Source organism: Marinobacter guineae (genome assembly GCF_002744735.1).
Taxonomy (GTDB): Bacteria; Pseudomonadota; Gammaproteobacteria; order Pseudomonadales; family Oleiphilaceae; genus Marinobacter; species Marinobacter guineae.
In genome coordinates, this window is sequence record NZ_KZ319339.1 from 1,394,419 (window position 1) to 1,414,878 (window position 20,460).

Genomic DNA, 20,460 nt, shown 5'->3' on the forward strand with positions numbered 1-20,460 from the left:
CATGACCGTTCTGCTCTTCGTGCTATTCCTGATCTTCATGCTGCTCGGCGTGCCCATCGCCCTGGCTATCGGTGCCAGTGCCCTGGTACCGCTCTATGCCCAGGGCGTGCCGCTGATGGTGGTTCCCCAGCAGATGTTCCAGGGCATCAACTCCTTCGCCTTGGTGGCGGTGCCGATGTTCATCCTTGCCGGCGATCTGATGGCCCAGGGCAAAGTGAGCGAGAAGCTGGTGGCCTTCGCCGACTCGCTGTTCGGTTTCCTCAAGGGCGGGCTCTCCATCGTGTCAGTGGGAGCAGGCATGTTCTTCGCCGCCATCTCTGGCTCCGGGGCCGCCACAACCGCCGCCGTAGGCGCGAGCCTGGTACCCGAGCTGCGCAAGAAGGGCTACGACCCTGCCAGCGCGGCCAGCCTGATCGCCGCCAGCGGCACCATCGGCGTGGTAATCCCACCCTCGGTGCCGATGATCATCTACGCGGTCATCGCCCAGCAGTCAGTGTCGGAACTGTTCCTGAACGGTATCGTGCCGGGCATCGTCATGGGCCTCGGGCTGGCCACCATCGCCATCGTCCAGGCTTACCGCAGGAACTACCCGCGCGGTACTGAGCTGTCGGTCGCCACCATATGGAAAACCTTCAGGAGCGCCAGCTGGGGGCTGGCGACACCGCTGATCATCCTCGGCGGCATTTTCTCAGGGGTGTTCACGCCCAGCGAGGCGGCGGTGGTCGCGGTCAACTATGCCCTGCTGGTGTCACTGTTCATTTACCGTGACCTGAACCTCGCCGACGTCTACCGTATCCTGATTCGCTCGGCGATCACCACCTCGGTAATCATGCTGGTGATCACTACTTCGGCGGTACTCAGCTGGACCCTCTCCAGCTGGCAGGTCCCCGGCACCATCGCCGTGGCGGTGCTGTCACTGTCGACTGACCCCTACGTGATCATGCTATTGGTGGTAGCGGTGATTCTACTCACAGGGGTGTTCATTGAGACGGCGAGCGCATTGATCATCCTTACGCCGGTACTGTTGCCGCTGGTCACCCGGCTGGGCATCGATCCGATCCACTTCGGCCTAATCATTGTGGTAGGACTGGCCATCGGTATGATCACCCCACCGGTGGCGATCAACCTCTATGTAGCGTCCTCGGTCACCCGGCTGCCGCTGGAGCGCATTACCCGGGCGATCATCCCCTATCTGCTGGGGCTGATCGCAGTGCTGCTGCTGGTCGTCTACGTGCCGATCCTGGCCGGCTGGTCGGGATGATCCATGCCCGGGAAACGGCTCAAGAGGGACGAGTACCCCCACGCTTCGGCCGCACACAGCACCAGGCCGGGTCGGAGTTTTCGCCGGACCGCTGATCGGTCTAAACTGAATTCACGTATCAAAAAGGTCCTTTTAACCATCGGAGAGTAACGTGAGCGGCATCCCCGTCGGAATCAGCACCTGCCTGCTGGGCAAGGAAGTTCGCCATGATGGCGGGCACAAGCATTCCCGCTATTGCACCCAGGTGCTGTCAAAGCATTTTGAGTTCCGTTCCATCTGCCCGGAGCTGGAAGCGGGCCTGGGTGTACCGCGCCCTGCCATTCATCTGCGCGAGTACAGCGATGGCCTCCGGCTGATTGAAACCAAAGGCACGGCGGATCACACCGACGCCATGCAGGGCTTTATCGGCCAGATCATGCCCACCCTGGCAGACCTTCGGGGATACATCCTGATGGCCAAGTCGCCCAGCTGCGGCATGGAGCGAATAAAGGTTCATAACGAGAACGGCCAGGTAATCCACCGGGACAGCCGGGGCATGTTTGCCGAGGCGCTGCTGAAAGCCTACCCGCTGATGCCGGTGGAAGAAGAAGGCCGCCTGAACGATGACATGCTTCGGGAAAACTTCATTGAGCGGGTCTTTGCCTACGACGACTGGATGCAGAATGTGGCCGGCGAGAATCTCTCCGCCAGGGCACTGATCGAGTTCCATACCCGCCACAAGTTTCAGCTTCTGGCCCACTCCGAAAAAATCTACCGCCAGCTTGGCCCCATGCTGGGAGACCTAAAATCCGAGCCGCTGGAAAACATCGCTGAACGCTACATCCACCCGTTCATGGAAGCCATGAGCCAGAAGGTCAGCCGGGGCTCACACATGAACGCCATGCAGCACCTGATGGGTTACCTCAGGGACTCCATGGGCGATGAGGACCGCAAGGTGCTGATGGAACAGATGGAAGCCTATCGCCGGGGCGAGGTGCCCTTGGTGGTGCCGATGACGCTGCTGCGCATGGCCCAGCGCCGGGAGCCGGTGGACTATCTGCACGCCCAGAAGTACCTGACGCCCTACCCGGACGAGCTTGGGCTCCGGAATAACGTTTAGCGCGCCCGCTCACCTTCCAGACTCTTCCTGGCCTGGCGTTCCCGCTCTGCCTTTTTCCGGGCCTTGCGCTCGGCAATGATGCGGGCCGCTTCACCACCCACGTGGGCTTCGCCCCGCTCCTCGGCCAGACGCATCTGGCGCTCACGCTCGGCAAACCGGGCTTTCTGCTCGTCAGTCAGTGACTCAATGCACCGGTGGCAGCTCACGCCCTGCTCATACTCCGGGCGCTGTTTATCTTCCTCGGTAATCGGCCGGCGGCAGGCATGGCACTGGTCGTACTCGCCACGCTCCAGCTTGTGATTGACTGTTACCCGGTCATCAAACACGAAACATTCTCCGTGCCACAGGCTATTCTCTTCGGGCACGTCTTCCAGGTATTTCAGGATGCCGCCCTTGAGATGATAGACCTCTTCGAAACCCTGCTCCTTCAGGTATGCCGTGGACTTCTCACAGCGGATTCCGCCGGTGCAGAACATGGCAACCTTCTTGTGCTTTGAAGGGTCCAGGTTCTGCTTCACGTATTCCGGGAACTCCCGGAAGGTGTCGGTGGCCGGGTTGACGGCATTTCTGAATGTGCCGATTTCCACTTCGTACTGGTTGCGGGTATCCACCAGAACCACATCGGGATCGGAGATCAGATTGTTCCACTCTTTGGGATCGACATAGGTGCCGACAATGCGCTTCGGATCGATTCCGTCCACGCCCATGGTGACGATCTCTTTCTTGAGCTTCACCTTGGTGCGCTTGAACGGCTGGATATCCACAAAGGATTCTTTGTAGTCAATGCCGTCAAACCGCTCGTCGCTGGCGATCCAGGCTTTCACGGCATCAATGCCTCCACGGCTGCCGGCAATGGTGCCATTGATGCCTTCACGGGCCAGCAACAGGGTGCCGTGGACGTCTTTTTCCAGCATCAGGTTCAGCAGGGGCTGGCGGAGGGATTTGTAATCATTCAGGACTGCGAACTTGTACAGTGCACAGACAACAACGTTGTTGCTCATCATCTTCTCCTGCGGACCGGATCGTAAATCCGGAGCATGGGTTCGGGGCTATTTATTCAAAGATCTCAGAGGCCTCAAAGATCGGAGCCTGAGAGGGCGCAAATTTTAACCAACTCAGGCTCACGATCAAGTGCGGATTTGTGCGGGTTTATAAAGAATTACTGGGCCTTGCTGGCGAGCTCACGCTCCACGACAGCGGATAGCTGACCCCAGCCGGGACGCGTCAAGCGAATGTTATCCACCAGAACCGTTGGGGTGCTGGTTACTCGCAGCTGCATGGCTACCTGGCGACTCTGTTCCACCGCTTCCCGATGCAGCTCTGTGGTCATGCAGGTCCGGAAGCGTCGTTCTTCAAGCCCGAGGTCAACGGCATAGCGGGTGAAGGTTGCCACCGGATCGTTGGAGCCACTCCATTCTGTCTGGCTCTCGAACAGACGATCGTGCATCTTCCAGTAGGCATTCTGGTCACCGGCGCAACGTGCCGCCTGGGCGGCGGGCATGGCATTGGCATGCTGCTGCAGGGGCAGATCAAAATAGACGAAACGGACCTTGCCGGTATCCACATACTCCTGTTTCAGCTGCTTGCTGGCGGAGGCGAAGCTGCCACAGGCCGGGCACTGATAATCTGCAAACTCCCGTACCACAACCGCAGCGTCTTCAGGCCCAACGGAAACTCCGTACCGGTCCAGTTGCGCCGGAAACGCCTCGGCATTGGCAGAGGCCACCGGAAGTTCATCAGAGGTTGGCTTCGGTGAGGCTGTCAGGAAAAATACTCCGAGAACCGCTGCCCCCAGGACAAGCACTGCGATGCCCATAAAAAGTGGCTTATTGGATTTCGGCTTGCCAGGAGGCGGCGTTCCGGTTTCCTTACGACGTTTTGCTTCACCCATGAAGGGGCTCCTTTTTGTGTTTGGGATTTTCCGGAATTAATTAGCTGGCGACCATTTCAACAACCAGTGTGGCACGCTAAGATCCTTTATATCCTACAAAAGTTCCAACAAAAAATAAGGAATCCCAATGCCGCTGCCCGCATCCCTGAAAGACACACTTACCCTTCCCCTGGTTGCCGCCCCCATGTTCCTGATCTCTGGCCCGGAGCTGGCCCTTGCCTGCTGCAAACAGGGCATTGTGGGAAGTTTTCCGGCCCTGAACCAGCGCACCAGTGAAGCTTTCGAGGACTGGCTGATCCAGATGAACGAAGAACTGGATGCGTTCCGGAAACTGAATCCGGACAGCAAAACAGCGCCCTATGCGGTGAACCTGATTGTACACCGGACCAACCCTCGCTGGCAGGCGGATCTTGAACTGTGCGTAAAACACCAGGTGCCGATCGTCATCACGTCACTGGGTGCGGCCAGCCAGGTGGTTGAAGCGGTTCACGGGTACGGCGGCGTGGTATTCCATGATGTAACTAACCAGAAGCATGCCCGCAAGGCGGCGGAAGCCGGCGTCGATGGCATCATTGCGGTAGCGGCCGGAGCCGGCGGCCATGCCGGCACCATCAACCCGTTTGTTCTCGTGCATGAAATCCGCGAAGTGTTTGATGGCACCATCCTGTTGGCCGGTGGTCTGTCTCATGGTGAGGATCTTCTGGCAGCACAGGCTTTGGGTGCCGACCTGGCCTACATGGGCACCCGGTTTATCAATACCACCGAGTCCCTGGCGGAAGAGGCCTACCGGAACATGATCATCGAGGCGGTTTCCGGTGACATCATTCACACACCGGCGGTATCCGGTATACCCGCCAGTTTTATGCGACAAAGCCTGGAAGCTGCGGGCTTCCCGATGGACAAACTGAACCAGGCCGGCGAGATCAACTATGGGGAGAAGCTCAAGCCCATTGATGACGAAGCCAAGGCCTGGAAAACCGTCTGGTCCGCAGGCCAGGGCGTGAGCCAGATCCGGGACGTTCTGAGTGTCTCCGATCTGGTGGCCCGGCTTTCTGGGGAATACCGCAATGCCCGGGCCCGTCTAGACCCGGAACTGTGAGGCCTTGGACTGCAGCGAGGCCAGTGTCTGGGCAATCTGCCCACTGGCCTCATCGGAGCGCTCAATGGCCTCTACCGTGTCCCGGGAAGAACCCGCGATGTCGTTGACACTCACGCTTACTTCGCTGGCATGCCGGCCCTGCTCTTCCGCCACCGACGAGATGGCGAGTGCCCTGTCCTGCAGGCTGCCCAGAAGCTGGTTGATCCGATCGAAGTGCTCATCAGCCCGTCGGAATTCCGATGAGGATTCCGCTACCTGGCCCGAGACTTCACCAATTACGGTGACCGCCTGCCGGCTGCCTTTCTGCAGGCGCTCGATGATGCCCTGGATTTCTGTCGTCGATTTCTGGGTGCGACTCGCCAGGGTGCGAACCTCATCGGCCACTACCGCGAAGCCCCGACCGGACTCACCAGCCCGAGCCGCCTCTATCGCGGCATTCAGGGCCAGCAGGTTGGTCTGCTCGGCGATAGCGCCGATGACCGACAGTACCGAATCGATTTCTTTACTCTGGTTGTCCAACTGGCTGACGGCGTCCACCGCCTGCTCAACATTGCGAACCACCTGATCCAGCCTGTCCCGGACCTGCCGGGAAATACCGGCAGTGGCCTCACTTTCGGAACTGACATTGCTGACGGAGCTGGCCACATCCTGAATGCTCTCAGCCACTTCGGCAATGCTGCCAGACATGGCTTCCATGGTTCCTGAAACCTCGGCGACTTCCTGTTCCTGGCGATTGACCGCCGCCACCGCACTGCGGCTGATCTCGCCCTGGGTCCGGGCCTGGCCGGCGGCGGATTCCGCCGAGGCTTTGACATCAGACACCAGCTCCTGGATTCGGGCAATAAAGCGGTTCACACCCCGGGCCATCTCGGTAAGTTCATCGTTACCCTTGAGGGAGACCCGACGGGTCAGATCTGCTTCTCCGTCGGCGATATCCCAGATCGCGGAACTTAAACGCAGGACTCTCGGCAGCAATCCGCCACCAAGCACCAGCGCCACCAGTACGATCAGGATTACCAGGGAACCAATGGCCAGGATGCTCAGATTGGCGGACAGGCTGGACGCCTCCGCATTCAGGGCTTCAACCGTGCTCTGGATTCTGGTTCGGGTATCTGAATCCATACCGGCCAACTGCTGTTGAAGGCGCTGATTCACCAGCTCGGTTTCAGCCTCCAGGGTATCCCGAAGGGCATCGATGCTGCCGGCGATGGTGGCACCGAACTCTTCCTCAAGGGCGGCCATATCCCGGTTGATACCCTCAAGGGATAAACCGAGTTTCAGCTGACCAATGGAGGAGCCCTGAGGTTTGATTTCCGCGGTTATAATAACCACGTTGGGGTCACGGCTTGCCGCATCCAGGACACGATTTGCCGCACCACGGCCTTCCCCCTGCTCCATCAAGGTGCGCACGCGATCGTCGGTGCGATCAACGTACCGGGTCAGACGCTCGCCGTACTGGTCGTAATAAACGGCGAACACCACCGACTCCCGGGCATCGGCCAGCTCAACAAGACCGGTCAGGCGGGGAATGTCTCTGTCCCAGATCAGCGGGGCGGCTACCGCAGCGAGCACATCCGCCAGCCCCTGGGCTTCGGACATAACCGCAGCGCGCACATTGCCGGCAACGCGCTCCTGCTGTTCGGTCTGTTGGCGGGTAAGTTCCGCGGACAATTCCTCGGTGGTCTTCTGCCGCATGGTCTCCAGGCGGGAGCGGACATCCTCGCGGGTTTCTCCGAAGGATGCGCTGACCTGCTGGCTGCTGGACTCAAGGGCGGACCCGGCTGTCTGCACCAGGCGCTCCACCTGACTGGAAATCAGCCACTGGCTGACCACCACCTGAACCAGGCCTGCTACTACGAGGATCAGGAAAACAGGCCTGAGGAGGCGGCTCGAGATCAGCCGCCTGAGAAAACTTAAAGACATACGGACTCCGCTGGTATGTGTGCTTCATGCATCCTGCACAGCCAGTTACAGCGTCCCTGCGAAGCGTGTGTCCGTATGTATAGCAAAACCCGGGCCGGAAAGGGGCGCCTTTATGTACGGGTTTTGTAGTCAGTCGTTATCGTCTTCTTCCAGTTCGATTTCGTTGGCGACGAAGCCGGACAGCGTATTGGAGTATTCGACTTCCAGGATTACTGTTTCAGATCTTTCAAATGCGTCGACAATGGCATCCCTCGCAGTATCCTGATCTTCGCCGTCGTACTCCGCATCCCGATCACTCATTTGCACGCCGAGCACCATGATGGAGCCGGGGAATTGGGTGATGTTCTGCAAACCGCCTTCAAGCTCAAACTCATTGGTCGCTCCGCCATCCTCTTCATTGCCCACTTCGATTTTCAGGGCTTCGATATAGACTCCCGAAGCGTCTGACTTCTCAACTCCTTCGACTTCAACCTGCGTTCCAGAGACGAGAGCGACAGAAGCCTGTGCGCTATCGTCATCCCGGGCCAGGATAGTAAGAGGTGTAATCCTTACGGTTACGCCGCCCACCTCGAACGGGCCAGCAGCGCTATCGATTGCCCCAATCGCCCCTTTAACCTTGGCGTTGGCCTCACGCAGCTCTATTTCGTCGGCTTCCACAATTGTGTCGGATATGAAATTACCCTCTACCTGCACCAGCAGGTCTGTATTCAGATCTGACAGCGACAATCCGTTGGCAAGCTCGGTGCTAGCGGTGACCCTTATGGTGAGACCACCCATGGTGAACTCACCCGGCCGATCACCTGCATCAAGCGCAGTGTAAGGCGCATCGATTGCCGCAGTGAGCTCAATGTCATCAGAATCCTCACGAGCGAAGCGACGGGCATCGTCTCGGTCTATTGAAACAGCCGTCAGTACGCTGCCGGTGAGGCTGCCCTCCACTTCCAGAGCCGTCGCGGAACTCAGTTCTGTCTCCGTCAGCCCGGAGCCGAAAACAACATGGTCCTCATCGTACTCAACCGTAATCGTGCCAATAGTGAGCTGGTTCAGATCTGTATCGATAGCAGATACGGTACCTTCAAGCTCAATGTCAGTCAGATTCCGGGAAATCGTCCCGATGTATCCCGCCCGATACGAACCATCCGCTTGCCGCCAGGCACTAACGCGTACATGTTGACCAGCGCCGGTGCCACCAAGTAGCGAAGCGAATGTGATACCCCTTACCACAGTCTGGCGGTCAACCCGCACTTGCTGGCCCATGACAGTAACCGTGACAAACTCGCCCGCCCCGCTCGGATCCGGAGCAAGCTGATCAATCGGTCCACGCAATGTGTCGTCATAACTGAGTTTTTCAGCCGTTCCCTGACCATCCTCTTGCCATTCACCTTCCACCCGGAGAATCATGCCTTCGCTGAGGTCGGATTCGGAGCTGATTCCGTCGTTACTCTCTACAGCACGGTTGGGGATATCGTCTGTAAAGAACTCCACACCATTCACAAACACACTACCAAACCCCGAAACCGGCCCAACGCTGGACCCCGTGCCCCGGATGCCACCATCGGCCACACCAAGCCCACCGTCACCTGCACCGCCGCAGGCAGAGATTATTCCGAAAGCCACTGTACCGGCGGCCAGCCCGAAAACACGATTGCGGAGTTGCCGTTTCATATCCTTTCTCTCCCTGTCCGGCATTCCGGGCCGGTGTTCTTCAATAAACATCGTTGTAGCGCCTGCGAGGGACATCATCGTCCGTTTCGAACACTCTGTTGATTCGGGACTCATTCTGCAGGTTCTGCAGGCGCGGCTGCGAGGGCGCGTAGACGCTGCGCCTGAGCATCAGGTAACCGCTGTCGAGTGGCTCAACCACGCCTTTGCGCAACAGTTCGTTAAGGACCACCGCGGGGGCCAGGTCCGGGTTGGCGGATTGAACCAGTCTGGTGAAGGAATCTTTCGAGTGAGTATCCATTATCAGCATGACCGGATCATGATGCTCGTCGAGAAACTCCCTCCGGCTGATCCAGGCGCGAACGACTTGCCGGGACGAAGCAGAGAGAATGGTGCTCGCGAGTTCTGTTGGCTCCCAACGGCCAATAACGTTCGGCTGCCTCATGTGACTCATTGCGGCCCTTCTCCTTTCGGGTTCTTGTGGGCAGACTCTTCGAAGAAGAAGATGCTCACACCCGTGCGGACCGAATCACCGGACTGACCGCCAGCCTGTGGCCCCGATATATCGCGATCGTGGGGCCCAAGCCATTTGTCCAGCTGTTCCAGCAGTGCCTGGGACTGGGCAGCTGCGTGCCGGCGCCAGCGCTCCATCACTTCCGGAGGAATATTGTTGTAGGTCAGGGTTCTCTGGAACCGTGGAGGCTGTCCGGATTCGCCACTGATCAGATTGTGATCAATTGTCGCTATGAGATCTGATACGTCCTCGCCGAAGATCTGGAGCATTTCTTCGCTGTCTCCCGCGGGCACGTAGGCCCTCTGCTGCAGAATCAGCCGGCCTGAATCCCCGTCTACCGACACCACACCTACCCGGAGCAGTTCATCGAGCACGGCCCGGGGCGGCATATCGCCGCTGAAGCGTTTGACCAGCTCGCTGAAGCTCAGGGGGCCGTCGAATGCCAGCATGGCAGGCTCGCCCTCTCCAGTCTGGAAGGCTGCATCGTGCACCCAACCGGAAACCACCCGGGATGCCCGGTTGGCATGAAGTACATCGCGAGTGCCAGTCTGCTCCCCTGCCAGAATCTCCCGATGGCGCTTCACTTCCTTACGGGTCAGCCCGGTCATCACCGCCGCCCGGGAATCCGTAGGCTTCCGTCGGCCATCGGAGAAGTCTTCCAGGGCAGCTTCCACGTAGGCACGCTTCACCAGCTCGGAAAACTCCCCGAAGGGAATGCCATTTCTCAACAGCAACCTCGCCAGAGGGCGCAGAATGCGGAACAGCGCTTTATGCAGGGGGTTGGTTTTTTTCATGTTTGGGATTGTATTCCCATAGCGACATTGAAAGCCAGAACACCGGGCCAGGGTCACCGGGTAAAAGTTACCGGGTAAGAGCTCCCTGGCCCGGGCTGGTATTTGCTGATCAGTCGTCAGAATCGTCGTCGCTGCTATCATCAGCATCGACGTTATCAGTCAGCTCGTACTGACCTCCGCTGGTTCGGCGATACTGCACTTCTACTTCGTTGCCAACCTGCGCACCAGAGACGCTGTACCCACCAAGCAGAATTTCGAGATTCATGAGAGTGATGGACCCTGAGCCGACGGCGTCCAGCCGCGCTTCAAGCTCATAATCATCGTCCTCATCGTCGTCCTCGCGCTCGATGCTGAAGGCCTCAAGGGAGCCGCCGTCGGTGGAGCGCTGGCGACCTTCAATCTCAAGGTAATCTCCGACCTGCAGGCTCTGGATGTCCTGGACCCGGCTGCGGCGTTCGTCATCTTCGTCGTCGTCATCAATCAGGGTGTTGCCGGTGAGCTGCACTCGTACGCCACTGACAATCAGGGTTTCATTGGTCAGATCGATCGATTCCACCCTGCCATCCAACTCTGCGTCAGACTCCTTTCCCTTGATTTCCTCGGCGACCAGAGCGCCATCGCGGAAGCTGCCCTCCACTTTGATGAACAGGCCATCGGCCAGGCTGCTCTCTCGAAGATCGTCAAATTCGGTGCCGCCGGTGATCTGAACCGTTACTCCATTGAGGGTGAACTGGCGGCTGGAGGCGTCGAAATCGTAAATACTGCCGGTGATTTCGACGTCATCGTCGTCATCACTGAACCAGTCGTCCTCATCATCAATCTCTTCGGCGACAATGGTACCGCCCTCCAGGCGCCCTTCCACTTCAACAACAAGCCCGTCGGCGAGATCATCCAGGGAGAAATCATCGTCGCCCACAGCACTGGTGTAATCGATCGGGAAACCGTTGATGGTGAAGGTTTCCGCGCTGCTGTCGAGGTTGGTGACAACACCCTCGATTTCGACTTCATTGTCGTCATCGAAATCCAGGCCAATGGCCCGTGCGCCGACAAAGCTTGCCTGGAAGCTGCCATCGTCCAGACGCCACGCACTGACTCGCACCCGATACCCCTGAGGGTTGGCCGCAATCTCGGTCGGAGTGGCGCCACGGAACACGGTCCTCCCATCCAGGGCGATGGTCTGACCCAGCAAAGTGAGTGTTCCTGTGCGGGCAACATCGTCCCAGCTCATGCCGGAGATCGGCCCCCGGAGCGTGTCGTCGTAGCTGATCCGGTCGGCCCGGCCTTCGCCGCGGTCGTCCCAATCACCTTCGACCTTGAGGATCATGCCTTTCTCCAGCTGATCCTCCCGCTCCAGGCCGTCATCGCTGTCGACACTGCCACTGGTTGCGAAGCGGGTGCCGTTTACATACACACTGCCAAAACCGGACACCGCTCCCACGCTGGTACCGGAAGAGGTCCCCGTCGTGCTGATGGAACTGTCGGAACCACCGCCACCACAGGCTGCAAGGGCGCCAGCCAGCGCGCCGGTCATAGCTAACTTCACTGCTACTGTCAGGGCTTTACGTTTCATCGCTCTTCTCCAGGCTCGTTCTTGCGTTCAGAGGCAGCCATCTGAACTGCCTTTTTGTAATTGGGATTATTTTCCCAATTATGTATTTGGGAATTTAATCCCATTTTTGCGGACTGTCCAGTTTTTGATCATGAAGGTTTTGTGAACTTTATGGCGCAGGAGACGTAAAGATTGGGATACTCGACCAAAACAGGTTCAAAAACATGCTGGGATTTTTGAAGGGCGACCCGACGAAAAAGCTACAGAAGGCCTACGAAGACAAGCTCACCAAGGCGCTGCACGCACAACGCAACGGCGACTTGAGAACCCACGGGACCCTCATGGAAGAGGCGGAGAAAATCTACGCCGAGATTCAGGCTTTGGAGGAAAAGAAATAATCGGGGGAGCCGTCACTCCCCCATCAGTTGCCGTATTCGATGGTTAAGCCGCGCGACTTCCCGGCGCATTTCCTCAACTTCATCCAATAGCTCAAGAGACATGGCCAGCCCGGGCAGGTTCATTTTCAGATCCCGCTGCAGCCGCATGGCCTTTCGCAACCGGCCCAGCGCCTCAACGTTGAACTGCCATTGCCGGGCTTCCGGCAAATCCTCAAGTGGCGCAATAATGCCGTAATCAACCAGCTTGATAACAAACTCGGCATGGCATTCGCCGCGCTCGCAGATTTCACGCAGGGTGAAGGTGCTGCCATCCTGGTCGAACACCTCTACCGTCAGAATATGATCTTGCTTGCTCATCCCTTACTCCCGCTCACACGTGAAGCTTGCTGCGTGGATTGAAATTCTTCTCGGCCTCGGCCAGCTGCTCATAAAGCTTTTCAGCCTCCGGACTGTGTTTCTCCGGCATGGTCACCTGCAGGACGACGATCTGGTCCCCCGGGTGTTTGCCGGGGAAGCCCTTGCCCTTCAGCCTGAGCTTGCGCCCACTGGTGGAGCCCCTGGGCACTTTCACGTTCACCTTCGAGCCAACCGTCGGCACGGTCACGGTCGCACCGAGAGCCGCCTCCCAGGGGGCTATCGGTACCGTGACCAGAACATCGCGGCCTTCAACCGTGAACTGAGGATGCGGCGCAAACTCGACCTCAATAAACAGGTCACCCGGTTCACCGCCGCCAACCCCGGGGGCCCCCTGGCCTTTCAGGCGGATATGCTGGCCCTCGCGCATACCGGCGGGAATCTTCACTTTCAGGGTCTTCTGCCGCGGAATAACCCGGCCATGCTCGTCCGCTTCATGCACGGTAAACGATACCTGCTTGTCGCAGCCGTGAAACGCTTCTTCGAGGAACAGGGCGATCCTGGCGTGCACGTCTTCACCACGCATTTTTACGTTCTGGCGAAAACCACCACCGCCAGGGCCGCCTGAGAATCCACCCCGGCGCCCGCCGCCGAAGATCTCCTCAAAGAAATCACTGAACTGCCGGGCATCGGCGTCGGTGTAACCACCACCGCCAAAGCCTGACGCACTCTGCCAGCCCGGTGGTGGCTCAAAGGACCCGTCCGCCTTGGCGCCGTATTTGCGCAGCTGGTCGTATTCCGCCCGTTTTTCCGGGTCTTTCAGTACTTCGTAAGCTTCACCAAGGTCTTTGAACTTGGTGTCGGCATCCTGTTCCTTGCTGACATCCGGATGGTATTTCCGGGCCAGCTTCCGGTAGGCCTTTTTGATCTCCTCGGGGGAGGCAGACTCGCTCACACCGAGCACGGCGTAATAGTCTTTGAAATCCATCAGGTTCCTCACCACTGGTTATTGGGCTGAGCGTTTTGCTCGTTTACTAATCACTATAGTTGATGAGGTTCGCGAAATTACAAGGGGAGGCTTGTTCTTAACTTGAGGTGGGTCAGGATTTTGGGGCGGAAAACCGCCCCAATTGAATCCAGAAGCTTATTTGACCTTCGGATCTAGCTCGCCAGAAGCGTAACGCTCGAACATGCGCTCGAGATTGATCGGCTTGATCTTGCTGGCGTTGCCGGCACAACCGAAGGCTTCGTAGCGTGCGATGCACACTTCGGTCATGGCCTTCATGGTTTCCTTGAGGAATTTGCGCGGGTCGAACTCGGCCGGGTTTTCGGCCAGGAAGCGACGGACTGCGCCAGTGCTGGCCAGGCGCAGGTCGGTGTCGATGTTGACCTTGCGAACGCCGTGCTTGATACCTTCCACGATTTCTTCAACCGGGACACCGTAGGTTTCCGGAATTTCGCCGCCGTATTGGTTGATAATCTTCAGCCATTCCTGGGGTACGGAGCTGGAGCCGTGCATGACCAGATGGGTATCTGGAATGCGGGCGTGAATGGCTTTGATCTGGTCGATGGCCAGGATGTCGCCTGTGGGCGGACGGGTGAACTTGTAGGCGCCGTGGCTGGTGCCGATGGCGATGGCCAGGGCATCAACGTGGGTTTTCTTGACGAAGTCCGCTGCTTCTTCCGGGTCGGTCAGCATCTGGCTGTGGTCCAGGGTGCCTTCGGCGCCGATGCCATCTTCTTCACCGGCCTGGCCGGTTTCCAGGGAGCCGAGGCAACCCAGTTCGCCTTCTACGGAAACGCCGCAGGCGTGGGCCATTTCAACGGTGCGACGGGTCACGTCGACGTTGTATTCGTAGTCGGTCGGGGTTTTGCCGTCTTCACCCAGGGAGCCGTCCATCATGACGGAGCTGAAGCCCAGCTGGATGGAGCGCTGGCATATGGCGGGGCTGGTGCCGTGGTCCTGGTGCATGACGACCGGGATGTGGGGGAATTCTTCGATGGCCGCCAGGATCAGATGGCGCAGGAAGGGGGCGCCGGCGTATTTGCGGGCACCGGCGGAGGCCTGGACAATCACCGGGGAGTCGGTTTTGTCAGCCGCTTCCATGATGGCGCGCATCTGTTCCAGGTTGTTAACGTTAAAGGCTGGCACACCGTAACCATGCTCGGCGGCGTGATCCAGCATTTGCCGCATCGAAATCAGGGCCATGGGTCGTCTCCTTCATTTGGACTTTGAGTGTTTGAATTCTGTTTTGTTACAGACTCTTGTCGGCTGACTTTGGAGTCTGCGGCGGAGGATGGGGTAAGTCTTTCGCGGAACCGCTACAAGCACATCCATGTGCGCTTCTCTCCGGCCGTCCATGGCCTCCGAGATTCCGCGAAAGACTTACCCCACCCTCCTTGCGATTCTGACTTGGTTCTAAGCGTCTTAGCCTTATAATCGGCCGCTTAAGCGCCGCGTTCTTCCAGTACAGCTACAGCCGGAAGTGTTTTACCTTCGACGAATTCGAGGAAGGCACCGCCACCGGTAGAGATGTAGGAGATTTTGTCAGCAACGCCGTACTTGTCAACGGCGGCGACGGTGTCACCGCCGCCGGCGAGGGAGAAGGCACCGCTTTCGGCGATGGCTTCGGCCAGGGCTTTGGTGCCGTTGCCGAACTGGTCGAATTCGAAAACGCCTACCGGGCCATTCCAGAGGATGGTTTTGGCGTTTTTCAGGAGCTCGGCGAACTGGCCAGCGGTTTCCGGGCCGACGTCGAGGATCATGTCGTCGTCGCTGACGTCGGAGATGTTCTTGATGGTGGAGGTGGCGGTTTCGGAGAATTCGCTGGCAACGACAACGTCTACCGGCAGCGGGATGTTAACGCGGGAAGCAATCTCTTTAGCGGTGTCGATGAGGTCGTGCTCACACAGGGATTTGCCGACCGGGTGGCCGGCTGCTGCCAGGAAGGTGTTGGCGATGCCGCCGCCGACGATGATCTGGTCGCAGACGTTTTCCAGGGCGTTGAGGACGTCCAGCTTGGTGGAGACTTTGGAACCGCCAACGATGGCAACGACGGGCTTGGCCGGGTGGTCGAGGGCTTTGCCGAGGGCATCCAGTTCAGCAGCCAGCAGCGGACCGGCGCAAGCTTCGGGGGCGAATTTTGCTACGCCGTGGGTGGAGGCCTGGGCGCGGTGGGCGGTGCCGAAGGCGTCCATCACGTAAACGTCGCACAGAGCCGCATACTTTTTGGCCAGCTCTTCATTGTCTTTCTTTTCGCCTTTGTTGAAGCGGACGTTCTCGAACAAGACCACTTCGCCGTCGGCGACTTCAACGCCGTCCAGGTAGTCCTTGATCAGGCGGACTTCCTGGCCCAGCACTTTGGTGAGGTGGTCGGCGACGGGCTTCATGGAGGAGGCTTCGTCGTAAACGCCTTCATCCGGACGGCCAAGGTGTGACATCAGCATCACTTTGGCGCCGGCGTCGCGGGCGGCTTTAATTGTGGGCAGTGACGCGCGGATACGGGCGTCGCTGGAGACTTTGCCGTCCTTGACCGGCACGTTCAGGTCTTCGCGGATCAGCACTCGCTTGCCGGCGAGGCTGAGGTCGGTCATTTTCTTGATGGCCATAACGTTCGTCCCTTCAACAAAATTTTCAGATTAAGAGTGTTTGGTTAACCAGCTTTTGCTGACATCGAGCATCCGGTTCGCGAACCCCCACTCATTATCGAACCAGCACAGCACTTTCACCATGGTGCCCCCGGTTACCCGGGTCTGGCCACCGTCAACAACGCCGGAATGCGCGTCGTGATTGAAATCGGAGCTGGCCAGCAGTTCGTCGGTATAGCCGAGTATGCTCTTCAAAGGGCCGTTAGCGGCCTCTTTTAACAGGTTGTTCACCGCTGCCACGTCAGTGCTTTTGCCGACGTTCACCACCATATCGATGGCGGAGACGTTCATGGTCGGCACCCGCATGGCTACCGAGCTGAACCTACCCTCCATGTGGGGCAGCAGGCGTTCGATGCCCCTGGCGAGTCCGGTTTCCACCGGAACGATGTTGTGCAGGGCGCTGCGGGTTCGGCGCAGGTCCTGATGGTGGTAGGCGTCGATCACCGGCTGGTCGTTCATGGCCGCGTGAATCGTGGTGGTACTGCCCTGCTCGACACCAAACGCCTCGTCCAGCACCTTGATGACCGGCACCAGGCAGTTGGTGGTACAGGAACCCGCGGCCACGATGGTGTCGTCCGCGTTCAGCTCGCGATCATTGATGCCATAGACCACGGTGCGGTCCACATCCGATTCGGCGGGCTGGGAGAACAGCAGGCGTTTGGCGCCGGCCTGGATATGTCGCTCGGCGGTGGCACGATCGGAAAAGGCGCCAGAGCACTCCAGGACCAGATCGACCTTGAGAAGATCCCAGGGCAGTTCCGCCGGTTCGGAATGGCGCAACACCCGAATGGCGTCACCATTGACCATGAGGTCCTGCCCCGAAACAGAAATCTCACCCTGGAAACGGCCATGGGTGGAGTCGTATCGGGTCAGATGGGCAATGGTGTCGATATCCGACAGCTCATTGATCGCGACCACCTGCAGGTGGTCGCGGAAGCCGTTTTCATAGAGCGCACGCAACACGCACTGGCCAATTCGGCCGTACCCGTTGATGGCAATGCGAAAAGGGGCAGAGTCTGTCATCAGGCGTCCAGCAGTTCAGCGGCCACTTCCAGAACGTTGTCGACGGTAAAGCCGAATTCCTTGAACAGCTCTCCGGCCGGCGCGGACTCACCGAAGGTGGTCATGCCGATGATACGGCCGTCCAGGCCAACGTACTTGTACCAGTAGTCGGCAATGCCCGCTTCGATGGCGATCCGGTTGGTCACGTCCAGCGGAAGAACCTGCTGCTTGTACTCGGCGCTCTGGGCATCGAAGGTATCGGTAGAGGGCATGGAAACCACACGCACGTTCTTGCCCTGCTCCCGCAGTTTGGCAGCGGCGTCCTGGGCCAGGGCCACTTCGGAGCCGGTGGCGATCAGGATCAGATCCGGTGTGCCTTCGCTGCCAGACAGGATGTAGGCACCTTTGGCCACATCCGCCAGCTGTTGGGCATCACGATCCTGGTGCGGCAGGCCCTGACGGGAGAACACCATGGCCGTCGGACCGTCGGTGCGCTCGAGGGCCGCTTTCCAGGCCACGGCGGACTCGACGGCATCGGCCGGGCGCCACATGCTCATGTTCGGCGTGGTACGCAGGCTGGCCATCTGCTCGATTGGCTGGTGCGTCGGGCCATCTTCGCCCAGGCCGATGGAGTCGTGGGTGAACACGAAGATCGAACGCTGTTTCATCAGCGCCGCCATGCGCACCGCATTTCGGCAGTATTCCATGAAGATCAGGAAGGTTGCTCCGTAGGGAACGAAACCGCCGTGCAGGGCGATGCCGTTCATGATCGCGGCCATGCCGAACTCGCGGACACCGTAATAGATGTAGTTGCCGCTGGCGTCGTCTTTGGTCAGGCCCTTGGTGTCGGACCAGATGGTCAGGTTGGAACCGGCCAGATCGGCAGAACCACCCATCAGTTCCGGCAGGAGCGGGCCGTAGGCGTTCAGGGTGTTCTGGGAGGCCTTGCGGGAGGCAACGGTTTCGCCCTTGTCCTGGCACTCCTGGATGTAGGCCTGGGCTTTCTCGGCGAAATCCGCCGGCAGGTCACCGGCCATGCGACGCTTGAATTCTGCGGCCAGTTCCGGCTCGGCCTTTTCGTACGCGGCGAACTTCTGCTCCCACTCGGACTGGGCCGCGGCACCTTTCTCACGGCCATTCCAGGCGGCGGCGATGTCGGCAGGAATTTCAAACGGGCCGTATTGCCAGCCCAGCTGCTCGCGGGTCAGGGCGATTTCGTCGTCACCCAGGGGAGCGCCGTGACAGCTTTCCTTACCCTGCTTGTTCGGGGAGCCGAAGCCAATGATGGTCTTGCAACAGATCAGCGTGGGCTGATCAGTGTTGGCGCGGGCGGCTTCGATGGCAGCGCGGATGGCGTCAGCATCGTGGCCGTCTACAGCCGGAATCACCTGCCAGCCGTAGGACTCGAAACGCTGCGGTGTGTTGTCGGTAAACCAGCCATCGACGTCACCGTCGATGGAAATGCCGTTGTCGTCATAGAAGAACACCAGCTTGCCCAGACCCAGGGTACCGGCAAGGGAGGACACTTCGTGGGAGATGCCTTCCATCAGGCAGCCATCGCCCAGGAACGCGTAGGTGTAATGATCAACGATCTCGTGGCCGGGACGGTTGAACTGGGCTGCCAGGGACTTCTCGGCAATGGCGAAACCCACGGCATTGGCAATGCCCTGACCCAGCGGGCCGGTGGTGGTTTCAATGCCAGGAGTGTAACCGTACTCGGGGTGCCCCGGGGTCTTGGAATGCAACTGGCGAAAGTTCTTCAGGTCGTCAATGGAAACGTCGTAACCACTCAGATGCAGCAGCGAGTATTGCAGCATGGAGCCATGACCGTTGGACAGCACGAAGCGGTCCCGGTTGGCCCACTGAGGGTTGGCCGGGTTGTGGCTCAGGTAATCGTTCCACAGTACCTCGGCGATATCCGCCATACCCATGGGCGCACCCGGGTGGCCGGACTTGGCTTTCTGAACCGCATCCATGCTCAGCGCGCGAATGGCGTTGGCGAGATCTTTACGAGACGGCATTGACGTTTCTCCAGTGTTTTCGGGAAAGAATTCGGACTGCTTAAAAAGAGGCGCGTATTTTCGCCGATTACTGTGTTCCGGGGCAAATCGGCATGCGACTCTTTCACGATTGTTTGCCTGTGGATTCCCGAAATGGGATGATCTCAAAGAATCATAAATCTATATCAAAATTTTTTGATATGCCTATTGATTGACCATCCGAACCCACCTAAACTTCTCATCCATGACATCCATGAACGCACACGCAAACGAATTGTCCTCGGTGGACGCACTGGCTCCGATCTTCAAGGCAAGCGGGGACCCGTTGCGCCTGGAGATCCTGCGTGTGCTGAGAAGGGATACCTTCGGAGTACTGGAGCTCAGTCAGCTGTTCGATATGCGCCAGTCCGGCATGAGCCACCACCTGAAGGTGATGAACAAGGCGGGCTTGCTGGAGCCACAGCGGGAAGGCAACGCCATTTTCTATCGCCGTCCCCTGCACCTGGACAGCGACAAGCCAATGGACCAGACCATCCGCCAGATTTTCGAAGCGGTAGACAGGGTGCCACTGCCGCCACAGCTGCAGGAAAAGATTGAAGCTATCCGTAACCAGCGAGCCGACCAGTCACAGGCATTTTTCGCCCGGTACGCTGAACAGTTCCGGGAGCAGCAGGAACTGATTGCCGCCTTTGAGCTGTACGCCGAGCCTGTGGCCGAACTCATTCGCAAGCGCTCCCGAAAACACCAGTGGCAAACCGCCCTGGAAATCGGCCCCGGCGAAGGTGCTTTTCTGCCGGTACTGGCGGAGCTTTGCGGGCACGTGGTTGCCCTCGACAACAGCCGGGACATGCTGGCCAAGGCCACCCGCACCTGTATCGACGAACGACTGAACAACATCGACCTGATCGAGGGCGTAACCGACACACTGCTCGCCCGGGGCGATGGCTTTGACCTGGTGGTCGCCAACATGGTTCTGCACCACGTGCCGAGCCCGGCTGATATTTTTCTGGATGCGTCGGCGCTGATGAACAATGGCGGTTGCCTTGTCATCAGTGACCTGTGCAGCCACGACCAGGACTGGACCAAAGAGAACTGCGGCGACCTCTGGCTGGGGTTTGAACCGGAAGAGCTGACCGCCTGGGCCGCCGATGCGGGTCTGATTGCCGGGGAACAGCTGTTTATCGGTCTTCGCAACGGCTTCCAGATCCAGGTACGGGAATTCTGGAAAAGTAGCGGGCAGATGTGACGACCGACATCGCAATATCA

18 protein-coding genes are annotated in these 20,460 nt (G+C 58.9%); 5 read left to right on the forward strand and 13 right to left on the reverse strand.

What is annotated here, in order from left to right:
- The first annotated feature begins 1 nt into the window (after position 1).
- Positions 2-1,261, forward strand: coding sequence for a TRAP transporter large permease (locus tag CLH62_RS06485; RefSeq protein WP_099617281.1), 1,260 nt, complete (start codon positions 2-4; stop codon positions 1,259-1,261).
- A 151-nt stretch (positions 1,262-1,412) separates the two neighbouring features.
- Positions 1,413-2,360 carry a YbgA family protein gene (locus CLH62_RS06490; RefSeq protein ID WP_099617282.1) on the forward strand — a complete coding sequence of 316 codons (948 nt, stop codon included), beginning with the start codon at positions 1,413-1,415 and terminating at the stop codon, positions 2,358-2,360.
- Here CLH62_RS06490 and trhO read toward each other — a convergent pair.
- Both trhO and CLH62_RS06500 read right to left on the reverse strand, forming a co-directional pair.
- The gene (gene trhO, locus CLH62_RS06495; protein WP_099617283.1) at positions 2,357-3,361 is read right to left on the reverse strand and encodes an oxygen-dependent tRNA uridine(34) hydroxylase TrhO; all 1,005 of its coding nucleotides are present in this window, start codon (positions 3,359-3,361) and stop codon (positions 2,357-2,359) included. The genes CLH62_RS06490 and trhO overlap by 4 nt on opposite strands.
- 158 nt (positions 3,362-3,519) lie before the next feature.
- A complete protein-coding gene (locus CLH62_RS06500; RefSeq protein WP_099617284.1) occupies positions 3,520-4,251 on the reverse strand; it encodes a DsbA family protein in 732 nt (243 codons plus the stop codon).
- Positions 4,252-4,378: 127 nt separating this feature from the next.
- Here CLH62_RS06500 and CLH62_RS06505 point away from each other — a divergent pair, with 127 nt between their 5' ends.
- Entirely contained in the window at positions 4,379-5,350 is a 972-nt protein-coding gene (locus tag CLH62_RS06505; protein ID WP_099617285.1) for an NAD(P)H-dependent flavin oxidoreductase, read from the forward strand.
- On the opposite strand, the gene CLH62_RS06510 is transcribed toward CLH62_RS06505, so the two are convergent.
- The 5 genes from CLH62_RS06510 to CLH62_RS06530 all read right to left on the reverse strand — a co-directional run bounded on the left by CLH62_RS06510 (position 5,333) and on the right by CLH62_RS06530 (position 11,813).
- On the reverse strand, positions 5,333-7,273 hold the full coding sequence (locus CLH62_RS06510; protein WP_099617286.1) for a methyl-accepting chemotaxis protein: 1,941 nt from the start codon (positions 7,271-7,273) through the stop codon (positions 5,333-5,335). The genes CLH62_RS06505 and CLH62_RS06510 overlap by 18 nt on opposite strands.
- Positions 7,274-7,402: 129 nt before the next feature.
- A complete protein-coding gene (locus CLH62_RS06515) occupies positions 7,403-8,938 on the reverse strand; it encodes a DUF5666 domain-containing protein (RefSeq protein WP_099617643.1) in 1,536 nt (511 codons plus the stop codon).
- A 40-nt stretch (positions 8,939-8,978) separates the two neighbouring features.
- A complete protein-coding gene (locus CLH62_RS06520) occupies positions 8,979-9,389 on the reverse strand; it encodes a hypothetical protein (RefSeq protein ID WP_099617287.1) in 411 nt (136 codons plus the stop codon).
- Positions 9,386-10,243 (reverse strand): DUF6502 family protein, encoded by an 858-nt coding sequence (locus CLH62_RS06525; RefSeq protein ID WP_099617288.1) that lies wholly within the window; start codon positions 10,241-10,243, stop codon positions 9,386-9,388. The genes CLH62_RS06520 and CLH62_RS06525 overlap by 4 nt, the downstream gene beginning before the upstream one ends.
- Before the next feature lie 109 nt (positions 10,244-10,352).
- Positions 10,353-11,813 carry a DUF5666 domain-containing protein gene (locus CLH62_RS06530; protein WP_099617289.1) on the reverse strand — a complete coding sequence of 487 codons (1,461 nt, stop codon included), beginning with the start codon at positions 11,811-11,813 and terminating at the stop codon, positions 10,353-10,355.
- A 203-nt stretch (positions 11,814-12,016) separates the two neighbouring features.
- Here CLH62_RS06530 and CLH62_RS20940 point away from each other — a divergent pair, with 203 nt between their 5' ends.
- Entirely contained in the window at positions 12,017-12,190 is a 174-nt protein-coding gene (locus CLH62_RS20940) for a DUF6435 family protein (protein ID WP_143752355.1), read from the forward strand.
- Between the two features lie 12 nt (positions 12,191-12,202).
- Here CLH62_RS20940 and CLH62_RS06535 read toward each other — a convergent pair whose 3' ends face one another.
- From CLH62_RS06535 to tkt, 6 genes are all read right to left on the reverse strand, one after another.
- Positions 12,203-12,547, reverse strand: a complete 345-nt coding sequence (locus CLH62_RS06535; protein WP_099617290.1) for a chaperone modulator CbpM — start codon at positions 12,545-12,547, stop codon at positions 12,203-12,205.
- A gap of 13 nt (positions 12,548-12,560) precedes the next feature.
- Entirely contained in the window at positions 12,561-13,532 is a 972-nt protein-coding gene (locus CLH62_RS06540) for a DnaJ C-terminal domain-containing protein (protein ID WP_099617291.1), read from the reverse strand.
- A 156-nt stretch (positions 13,533-13,688) separates the two neighbouring features.
- Positions 13,689-14,753 carry a class II fructose-bisphosphate aldolase gene (fba, locus tag CLH62_RS06545; RefSeq protein WP_099617292.1) on the reverse strand — a complete coding sequence of 355 codons (1,065 nt, stop codon included), beginning with the start codon at positions 14,751-14,753 and terminating at the stop codon, positions 13,689-13,691.
- 239 nt (positions 14,754-14,992) lie between these two features.
- Positions 14,993-16,153: a phosphoglycerate kinase gene (locus CLH62_RS06550; RefSeq protein WP_099617293.1), complete on the reverse strand. Its 1,161-nt coding sequence runs from the start codon at positions 16,151-16,153 to the stop codon at positions 14,993-14,995.
- A 30-nt stretch (positions 16,154-16,183) separates the two neighbouring features.
- Positions 16,184-17,215, reverse strand: coding sequence for a type I glyceraldehyde-3-phosphate dehydrogenase (gene gap / locus CLH62_RS06555; protein ID WP_099617294.1), 1,032 nt, complete (start codon positions 17,213-17,215; stop codon positions 16,184-16,186).
- On the reverse strand, positions 17,215-19,215 hold the full coding sequence (tkt, locus tag CLH62_RS06560) for a transketolase (RefSeq protein WP_099617295.1): 2,001 nt from the start codon (positions 19,213-19,215) through the stop codon (positions 17,215-17,217). The genes gap and tkt overlap by 1 nt, the downstream gene beginning before the upstream one ends.
- Before the next feature lie 223 nt (positions 19,216-19,438).
- On the opposite strand from tkt, the gene CLH62_RS06565 reads away from it, so the two are divergent.
- Entirely contained in the window at positions 19,439-20,440 is a 1,002-nt protein-coding gene (locus CLH62_RS06565; RefSeq protein WP_099617296.1) for a metalloregulator ArsR/SmtB family transcription factor, read from the forward strand.
- Positions 20,441-20,460: the final 20 nt, after the last annotated feature.

What these genes read in the sequence shown, in the direction of transcription:
- CLH62_RS06485 (WP_099617281.1), top strand. Translation starts at nt 2, where the DNA reads ATGACCGTTCTGCTCTTCGTGCTATTCCTGATCTTCATGCTGCTCGGC.
- CLH62_RS06515 (WP_099617643.1), bottom strand. Translation starts at nt 8,938, where the DNA reads ATGAAACGGCAACTCCGCAATCGTGTTTTCGGGCTGGCCGCCGGTACA.
- CLH62_RS06505 (WP_099617285.1), top strand. Translation starts at nt 4,379, where the DNA reads ATGCCGCTGCCCGCATCCCTGAAAGACACACTTACCCTTCCCCTGGTT.
- CLH62_RS20940 (WP_143752355.1), top strand. Translation starts at nt 12,017, where the DNA reads ATGCTGGGATTTTTGAAGGGCGACCCGACGAAAAAGCTACAGAAGGCC.
- fba (WP_099617292.1), bottom strand. Translation starts at nt 14,753, where the DNA reads ATGGCCCTGATTTCGATGCGGCAAATGCTGGATCACGCCGCCGAGCAT.
- gap (WP_099617294.1), bottom strand. Translation starts at nt 17,215, where the DNA reads ATGACAGACTCTGCCCCTTTTCGCATTGCCATCAACGGGTACGGCCGA.
- CLH62_RS06510 (WP_099617286.1), bottom strand. Translation starts at nt 7,273, where the DNA reads ATGTCTTTAAGTTTTCTCAGGCGGCTGATCTCGAGCCGCCTCCTCAGG.
- CLH62_RS06565 (WP_099617296.1), top strand. Translation starts at nt 19,439, where the DNA reads ATGACATCCATGAACGCACACGCAAACGAATTGTCCTCGGTGGACGCA.
- tkt (WP_099617295.1), bottom strand. Translation starts at nt 19,215, where the DNA reads ATGCCGTCTCGTAAAGATCTCGCCAACGCCATTCGCGCGCTGAGCATG.
- CLH62_RS06530 (WP_099617289.1), bottom strand. Translation starts at nt 11,813, where the DNA reads ATGAAACGTAAAGCCCTGACAGTAGCAGTGAAGTTAGCTATGACCGGC.
- CLH62_RS06520 (WP_099617287.1), bottom strand. Translation starts at nt 9,389, where the DNA reads ATGAGTCACATGAGGCAGCCGAACGTTATTGGCCGTTGGGAGCCAACA.
- CLH62_RS06540 (WP_099617291.1), bottom strand. Translation starts at nt 13,532, where the DNA reads ATGGATTTCAAAGACTATTACGCCGTGCTCGGTGTGAGCGAGTCTGCC.
- trhO (WP_099617283.1), bottom strand. Translation starts at nt 3,361, where the DNA reads ATGAGCAACAACGTTGTTGTCTGTGCACTGTACAAGTTCGCAGTCCTG.
- CLH62_RS06500 (WP_099617284.1), bottom strand. Translation starts at nt 4,251, where the DNA reads ATGGGTGAAGCAAAACGTCGTAAGGAAACCGGAACGCCGCCTCCTGGC.
- CLH62_RS06550 (WP_099617293.1), bottom strand. Translation starts at nt 16,153, where the DNA reads ATGGCCATCAAGAAAATGACCGACCTCAGCCTCGCCGGCAAGCGAGTG.
- CLH62_RS06535 (WP_099617290.1), bottom strand. Translation starts at nt 12,547, where the DNA reads ATGAGCAAGCAAGATCATATTCTGACGGTAGAGGTGTTCGACCAGGAT.
- CLH62_RS06525 (WP_099617288.1), bottom strand. Translation starts at nt 10,243, where the DNA reads ATGAAAAAAACCAACCCCCTGCATAAAGCGCTGTTCCGCATTCTGCGC.